This window comes from Moorena sp. SIO3I8 (assembly GCF_010692325.1).
Taxonomy (GTDB): Bacteria; Cyanobacteriota; Cyanobacteriia; order Cyanobacteriales; family Coleofasciculaceae; genus Moorena.
Map to the genome: position 1 here is coordinate 64108 of NZ_JAAHHW010000029.1, position 8296 is coordinate 72403.

General features: G+C 42.5%; 6 protein-coding genes and 1 pseudogene. 4 read left to right on the top strand and 3 right to left on the bottom strand.

Annotated elements, in window-relative coordinates; translation table 11 throughout:
• The first annotated feature begins 164 nt into the window (after positions 1 to 164).
• A complete protein-coding gene (locus F6K51_RS14105) occupies positions 165 to 1028 on the top strand; it encodes an SWIM zinc finger family protein (protein ID WP_293021154.1) in 864 nt (287 codons plus the stop codon).
• A gap of 38 nt (positions 1029 to 1066) precedes the next feature.
• Here F6K51_RS14105 and F6K51_RS14110 read toward each other — a convergent pair whose 3' ends face one another.
• A complete protein-coding gene (locus tag F6K51_RS14110; RefSeq protein ID WP_293021156.1) occupies positions 1067 to 1684 on the bottom strand; it encodes a class I SAM-dependent methyltransferase in 618 nt (205 codons plus the stop codon).
• 95 nt (positions 1685 to 1779) lie between these two features.
• Complete coding sequence (locus F6K51_RS14115; RefSeq protein WP_293021157.1) at positions 1780 to 1971, bottom strand: hypothetical protein; 192 nt, start codon at positions 1969 to 1971, stop codon at positions 1780 to 1782.
• Between F6K51_RS14115 and F6K51_RS14120 the strand changes: the two genes are divergently transcribed.
• Positions 1942 to 2541, top strand: coding sequence for a rhomboid family intramembrane serine protease (locus F6K51_RS14120; RefSeq protein WP_293021159.1), 600 nt, complete (start codon positions 1942 to 1944; stop codon positions 2539 to 2541). The two genes, F6K51_RS14115 and F6K51_RS14120, sit on opposite strands and share 30 nt — an antisense overlap.
• Before the next feature lie 1066 nt (positions 2542 to 3607).
• Positions 3608 to 4885, top strand: coding sequence for a serpin family protein (locus tag F6K51_RS14125; RefSeq protein WP_293021161.1), 1278 nt, complete (start codon positions 3608 to 3610; stop codon positions 4883 to 4885).
• A gap of 248 nt (positions 4886 to 5133) precedes the next feature.
• On the opposite strand, the gene F6K51_RS14130 is transcribed toward F6K51_RS14125, so the two are convergent.
• A complete protein-coding gene (locus F6K51_RS14130; protein WP_293021163.1) occupies positions 5134 to 6303 on the bottom strand; it encodes a glycoside hydrolase family 68 protein in 1170 nt (389 codons plus the stop codon).
• 1195 nt (positions 6304 to 7498) lie between these two features.
• Here F6K51_RS14130 and F6K51_RS14135 point away from each other — a divergent pair.
• Positions 7499 to 8296, top strand: a pseudogene (locus tag F6K51_RS14135) (hypothetical protein); the annotation flags it as partial.

Here is an 8296-nt window from a genome sequence, read left to right on the forward strand (position 1 = left end):
AACGCGGGGCGCGTTCGGAGCAGGGACTTCGGAACAGGGAAGAGCGAAAAAATAGTGCTTACCTGATTAGACTAGAAACAGCTATAGTGCTAATATAAGCATTTGTTGCCTACTCCCTACTCCCTACTCCCTACTCCCTACTCCCTGTTTTCTTTGCTATATAAATGACAAACTACGAAATCGAAACCCAAGAATGGTGGGTAGAACGTTGGAATGACTTACTCAATTCCTATCGCTTCAAAAAGCGTTTGGAACGGGGACGTATCTATGCCAAAGAAGGCAATATTCTCAGTATTGACTTTCTAGGACCACAAGTAGTCGCCAAAGTTCAAGGAACTGCTCCGGAGCCCTATGAATTAACCATTTCCATCGAACCCTTTACCGAGGAAGACTGGAATTATGTGGTGCAAACCCTAGCAAGTAAAGCAATTTACTCAGCTCAGTTATTAGCAGGAGAAATGCCCCATAATATCGAAGAAGTCTTTACTGCCAATGGTTTAAGTTTATTTCCCTTCACCCTCTCCGACGTTCGTTCCCAGTGCAATTGCCCCGATCCCAAAAATCCTTGTAAGCATATCGCAGCAGTATACTATGAATTAGGCGATCGCTTCAGCGAAGACCCCTTTGTTTTGTTCCAGTTGCGGGGAAGCACCAAAGAACAAATCCTTGATGCCTTGCGTAAATTACGCAGTGGTCAAGCAGGGGAAACTTCCACCACAGAGCAGCCATCGTCAATTCCAAATCTCACTTCCGGTGATCAAAACCCTGATCCAAACAGGGAAGAGGGGGAATCAGCAATCGGCGATCCTGAAACCTCAGTCAATATTCAGCAATTTTGGCAATACGATCAGCCCCTCGATTCTTCCCTCGTGGTAATTGCACCACCAACAGATAGTGGAACCGTCCTCGATGTCTTAGGAACAATTCCTCTAGGAGCAGCTGACCCTCGTGTGATGCAGTATCTCAAAGGAATTTATCAGATAGTCAGCCAGCAGGCGGTAATTTCAGCATTAAATCGAGATAGTTAATAGCTGACTACTGACCGCTGACCACTGACCGCTTAATGCTAACAAGACTTCTGAGCCACACCCTTATACATATAGCCCATAATCTTAGGAAATTTTGGTTCATAAAACTCTTCTAATGTCAGAATCTCGAAATGCTTTTCAACCAGCTGCTTGATATTACGATTTAGATGACAGCCATCCCCGATAATCTTTTGTACAGGGGTCAAGCGATTTTGCCAAACCTGAACCTTAGACTCATCACTCATGCCATGCTCAATAAAAAAGAACTTTCCCCCTGGTTTTAGCACCCGATAAATTTCCTCTATAGCCTGATTTACCTTAGTAATACTGCACAATGTCCAGGTGCTAACTACACTATCAAAGCTATGGTCAGCCATCGGTAAATTTTCCCCATTCAGTACCCGAAAATCAACATTAATTTCCGATTCATCAATACGTTTTTTTGCTACGGAATCCATCCCAGGATTAACATCAATAGTTGTAAGTTTTTGCAGGTGCTTGGGGTAATAACTTAAATTTAATCCTGTGCCAAAGCCAATTTCAAATACTTGCCCAGACACCTGAGATAAAACCTCTTGACGATACTTGGTTAAGACCGGGTCAGACATAACCCAGTCCAGAAATCGGGGAAAAATTAACTCTGAATATAAACTCATGCTCCAATTACCTTGGGATAACCTTGAATTGGCACTCATGATCAATTATATATATAGAGAGCAATTCTTAATTAGGTGAGGGACAAAATCCTGGGTTAATGGGAGTAGGGAGTAGGGAGTAGGGAGTAGGGAGTAGGGAGTAGGGAATAGGGAATAGGGAATAATGAAAAAATTATGTGTACCTTATTACTATGAGAAACCCTATATAAATTATAGTAGTAAACATAAATATGAGCGTGCAGGCTACCGGGTGAAGTATGACAACTATATTTGATTGGATTAATCAATTCCGAAATGCTTGGGGTGACAACTTCCAGGCAGTGGGTGATTTGGTTCTTTACGCCTGGATGATAAGTTTTGTCAATTTAGTCTTATGCGGGGGAGCACTCAACGAAAAATTTGGTATCCAACCCCGCACCTGGCTCGGGCTAGTTGGTATTTTGTTTTCACCCTTCTTGCACAAAGACTGGAAACACTTAATCGGAAACACTATTCCGTTTGCGATCCTTGGCTGTTGGGTATTGTTACGAGGAACCGATGATTTCTGGGTCGTGACCTTGGCGATAGTCTTGATTGGTGGTTTGGCTGAATGGCTAGTTGGTTCACCTAACACTGTCTCTTATGGCGCAAGCGGTGTAGTTTTTGGGTATGTAGCTTTTCTGATCGCACAGGGGTATTTAGAAGGTAAGCCCCTGTTAGTCATAGGTTCTAGCGCTATCGGTGGTCTCTATGGTTTTACACTCAGAGGTTTATTTCCTGGTGAAACAGGGATCTCCTGGCAAGGACATTTATTTGGCTTCCTGGCAGGTATGCTTGCAGCCAGCTATCTGGACACGTTTCGGAATATGTTTCTTTGACACTCCCCGTCCTTGAAGGACGGGGATTCTTTCTTCATAGGGGTTCCAACGAACTTACCCTCGGAAAGTTTACACCGTCTGCCCGGCGGTGTTTGAAGAGAGAATTTTTAAATTCTGCCCATCATCAATTTACCCAGTTTTGAGCCTTACTGGTCAAATGGTCTGGCTCCTGGCCGTAGGTCCGGTAAAAAAAATCCCCGCTAGCGGCCAGACTAACGGGGTGTGCTTTTCTCTTTGTGTTCTCAATTATTATTATTGGCTAATCATGTATGATTTGGTGTTGGCCTAATGTCAATTTTTGGTGTGATTTCATATAAATTTTTATAAACTTGCTTGTTTTGGTCGATCTAGTCAATCTGAGCATCAAGTGATCTAAGCGCAAAAAACTCCACTAGCCTGATACTAGTGGAGGCAGGGTGTGTTATTCGTCAACTTCATTGTAGATATGCGATGTTTGTGATCTGGTTTGCTGAATGTATGGTTTTGTATTTGATTTAGGTTGTTGCTCAGCAGAATCTGGAGTATAGTTTTTAATCAAATTTAACTATAATAGCATAAAAATTGTGGCTGTCAAGGGCAAAAAATCTGGACGATCAGTAATTTATGGTAATATTTGCCTAAACTTGACTATAATTACCTATGATACAACTAGCCTTTTGTGCAGCGCTTTCTGGCTATGGATAACAGAAAAGCCAACTTAAAAGACTACAGATATGTAAGGGACAAAAAAAATACCGAAAAGTCCAGAAGTGTGGAGCGCTTAAAACCTTCACAATTTATGAAATCATGACTCTTGGATAACGTTGGTTATGTGTAAATTAGGTTATTTAGACTGGTGAACACCAGGATTATAGCAGTCGCCAGGGCAGGCGCGGACATTACAAAAGTCTCAAACCTAAGTAAGCGCAAGAGTTTGACTTCTGACTTCTGACTTCTGACTTCTGCTATAGATCGTCATTCCCCATTACCGATTACCCATTCCCGGTAGCAAAAACCGTAACTAAAGGAACCGAATTATCCTGTAATGGTCATATTAGAACAGGGTATTAGCAACGGAGACGATCAAATGAACCATCAAATGCTTAGTCGTATAGCCACTGTTATGGCAGTCAGCATCCTGCTTACAGGTATATTGGGGTGTGTGTCGGAAAAAACCAATGCCCTTGACCCTATGCCTAACTCCGAACCAAGGAAAGAATCAATTTCAGCTGACCAGCAACCAACTCTAGACGTAGATACCAATCTTGTAGACGCTAATACTAAATTTGGCTTCAAGCTATTCTCAGAAATTCTCAAGCAGGACACTAACAAGAATATTTTTGTCTCTCCCACCAGCATCGCCATTGCCCTAGACATGGCTTACAACGGTGCCAGCGGCGAGACTCAAGAGGCTATGGCAAAAGTCCTAGAATTAGAGGGATTAAGTCTAGATCAACTCAACCAGGGAAATAACGCCTTAAAGGCTAGCTTGGAAAATGCTGACCCTGATGTTCAGCTGTCCATTGCCAACTCCCTGTGGGCTAACCAAGGCATTGACATCAACCCCAAATTTATTAAAAACAACCAGAAATTCTACGAAGCAGAGGTCACAGAACTTGATTTTAGTAGTGCCAAGGCTGCAAAAAAAATTAACCGTTGGGTCAAAAATAACACAAACGGCAAAATTAAAACGATTGTCGAACGCACTCAAGCGGATGATTTACTCTTCTTAATCAATGCCATCTATTTCAAAGGCAGCTGGACCAGAGAATTCGATAAAAGTAAAACGTCTGATCAAGCTTTTTATATCTCTGATTCAAACCAAAAGCAACACCCAATGATGTATCAGTATGGGAAGTATAAGTACTATGAAAATGATGCCTTTCAAGCTGTAAGTATTCCCTACGGTAAAGAACGGCTGAGTTTATATGTTTTCTTACCCCGTGAAGGGAGCAGCTTGGCAGAATTTCAACAACAACTCACAGCGGAAAACTGGCTACAATGGATGAAAGAGTTTAGGTCTCGGGATGGGTCAATTCGGCTACCCCGCTTTAAATTTGAATACGATATTAAACTCAACGATTCCCTAAAAGCTTTGGGGATGGATGTAGCGTTTACCGATAAGGCGGATTTTTCTAATCTGACCTCTGAATCAGCAGCGATTAGTCAAGTCAAGCACAAAACCTTTGTAGAAGTTAATGAAGAAGGCACAGAAGCAGCGGCTGCTACTTCTATCGGTATTGTTACTACTTCCATTAGTATAGATCAACCATTCAATCTAGTGGTTAACCGTCCTTTTTTCTGTACTGTTCGGGACAATAAAACTGGAGCAATTTTGTTCATGGGTTCGATTGTGGAACCGTAAGCTATTAGCTATTGAATTAGTGTGAAGGTTGAAAGTTAAAGGTTGAAAGTTAAAGGGTAAGCATGCAGCTATCAGCGAACAGCGTAGCGTCATCGGTGCTTTTGAATAAAATAAGCTGACCGCTGACCGCTGACCGCTGACTGCACCTCAAGTAGCGTGCGTGGCACAGGCTTCTAGCCTGTGAGGTAGCGCATATGCTTACGTTAAAGCTTCAAAAGATAACCTTTAACCTGGTAACCTAGTTAACCTTAGGCAGGTAGCTTGAATAGAATTGCATCCCAAATAAAGTATCCCTCACGTCCATATAATAGTGACGAGGGATCAGCAACACTCTGCTGACCAGAAGGACTTACTTTCTTAATTTCTGGATAATCGTTGTCCCACAACACTTTCCACTGACCAGAAACATCCAGTTCCTGCATTCCTAAATTTAATCCATAAGCGATCAGTTCTTGTTGGTTATTGTGCTCGAAGTTGATCGCATACAAGTTAGACTCGGAGGATCCTTTCACCACCGGTACCACCCCTGCTGGCTGATAGGGACCGTTGATCTGTGGCGAGACAAAATGGTACAGGCTGGAGTCAGTAATCGAGGCAGCGTCATCACCAAGTTGCTCAAGCCAACGGGGATCCACATGTTGCTTCATCACAGAGAAGAACATGTGCCACATTCCTCCTTTATAGTAAACGTGGCTTCGTTCACACTCGTAAAAGAGACCTTGCTCACCTTCATCGGTCATGAAATGAGGAAACAGGGCTGGTGGCAAGAGTGTATAGGGTCCTTCGAGTTGATCTGCTACTGCTAGACCAATACAGCCTTTCTTGGGTTGGGAATTTGTCTTGGCAGCAGCAGATAGAAACATCCAATACTTGCCTTCGTGAAAGATGGGGAAAGGATCCCGCAACTGGCGGTGACGTTGGTCTGGCATCAATGGATGGTCAGAGTAATCGTAGTATTTCTCCCAATCAAGAAATTCGATCAGTTGGGGAGCTTGCCAATCAATCTCGTGATTATCCCTAATGATTCCCTTACAGAAGCCAATATACTCATGAAGCAAATTAGGACGGTCTGGAGATCCACCGTAAAAGAAATACAGGGAATTTTCGTTTACCAACCGTAAGCTTCCTGCTAGAAGGCGAGAGCTTCGCCAGTAGTCATCCCGGTCTGGCTGAAACACAGGACCTAAGTGCTTAATTACAGACAAATCTTCACTAAGAATAGCCCCACCCATTTCCCCTCTCTGCCAAGGCACTCCCTCTAAATCCTTTCCTCCTTGAAGGTAAAGCAGGAGATATTTTGAGAGAGCTGTTTTACTTGGAGCAGGTTGATGAGGCGTTGTCTGGATGCTGATATCATGGTTGAACAGTTGCTCTAAGGTCGCAGCGTCGCTCCTGCCGTGATCGAGTTGTTGTATCATCAGCTTCTGCTTAAGATATTTTTAGTTTTGTTAAGGAAATATTACTTTATTAAATCAATCTATTATTTTTTTGACAAGGGGATCCATCAAATTGCAGGGATATGGGGCACAATCTCAGTATTTATACTGAGAATTTCCCAAGGATTTGCGATCGCCAAATCTGCTCCACATATAATACTTAATGCTACATTAAGATTACGCGATCTAGGCTCTTATCGGTAGGCTTGCTAATCGTAAGCATCAAGGTATAGGCTGAGATCTTATCTAGAGGCTGCAAGCCTTAGAACCCTAAAATTAGGGTTTGGCTTCGAGTTTGGCTTCGAGTTTGGCTTCGAGTTTGGCTTCGAGTTTGGCTTCGGGTTTTCCTTTCAGCTGCGTAAGTCCTAGTGTAAGCATTCAGCGGTCAGTGGTCAGTGGTCAGTGGTCAGCGGTCAGCGGTCAGCTAACTTAACAGAAATTAAAGCAATGCTTACCTGTTTTATTAAAAAGCTGAGAGCTGAGAACTGAGAGCTGAGAGCTGATAGCTGATAGCTAAATGCTTACATCCTAGTAATCTCACCTTAGTTAAATCTTCGTCTATGTCTTCACAAGTTAAAGATTTGATTTTGATCGCAATCAATCAGCAATTTGGCTAGTGACATTTTCCCAACACTATTTGTTATCTTGGAATAAGTTTGGTAGTGATAGGTAAAAAAGCGAGTACAGACCTCGCTTAAATGGTATAGCCTTAACCTATTCTGAATCAATATTAGGAATTACGTAGTAACTCTCTGATTATCTGATTAGAGGGTAATTTAGCAATTAAAACACTATGCTTTACTATGCTTTGAGCGGTCAACAGTGATGGTATTTGCTGATAGCTAAATCAAACTCAAACTTTATGCCCGTCCAAAGTATAGATATAGTTTTCACTCCTATCAGTACGTAATTCCTCACTAGTTTAATGTATTCAGGAAAAAAAATTGGCTTGGATACATAGACTATTGTTTAATCATTAGGCGTTGCTTCTATAAATTACACAATAATTAGTTAGATAGGATTTAATTAAGCGGTAAGGAATTTTACTTACCTTACCCTACTACCGAATTATTACTTTATACTCTCTAGTTGACGCCTTAGTAAAGAGGCTAACTGTTCTAGGGAGTTAGTCACAGTTATTCACTAACTAATACTCTTACACAAAAGCAGGTAACTCATGCTTCCTAATCACAGTTTACAAATCCCAGATAAATGGATCTGGGACTTCTGGCTAGCTCAAGATATTTCCGACTATCACTTATTTTACTTGCAAGCTTCTAAGGATTTACCGGATCCAGAAGACCGACATTGGCATGTTTCATTTGGTCACGCTGTTTCTCAGGATTTACGGCACTGGGAGATTCTACCAGATGCTATGAAGCCTGAAGCTTATGGTGACGTGGATGAGTACACTAATTGGACTGGCTGCGTAATTCGTCATGATGGCCTGTGGTATCTCCCATACACCAGCACTGATCGCAAAGAGCAAGGAAAAATCCAACGCATCAGCCTTGCGACCTCCAAAGATTTAATCCACTGGGAAAAACATCCGAAAAACCCGGTGATCGAGGCTGATAGTCGCTACTACGAGAAGTATGATCTCGAGCACCCTGAGAAAAACCTTTGGTTCGATGAAGCCTGGCGCGATCCTTGGGTGTTTCAGGATCCAGAAACAGGGGAATTTCATGCTTTAATTACTGGTCGCGTTAACTATGGTCCTGCTGAAAGTCGGGGCGTGATTGCTCATGCCACTTCACAAAACCTGATTGATTGGCAAGTATTACCACCATTAACTGAGCCTATGACGTTCGGGACTATGGAATGTCCGCAAGTGGTTCTTATCAAGGGGCGCTACTATCTGCTCTTCTCGATCCCCCCAGGAGAGTTTGTTGATAGTAACCTCACGGGAACGTTCTACATGGTTGCTGATAATCCTTTAGGACCATTTTCTGCTCCAAGGGCGCTCTGGGCTGAA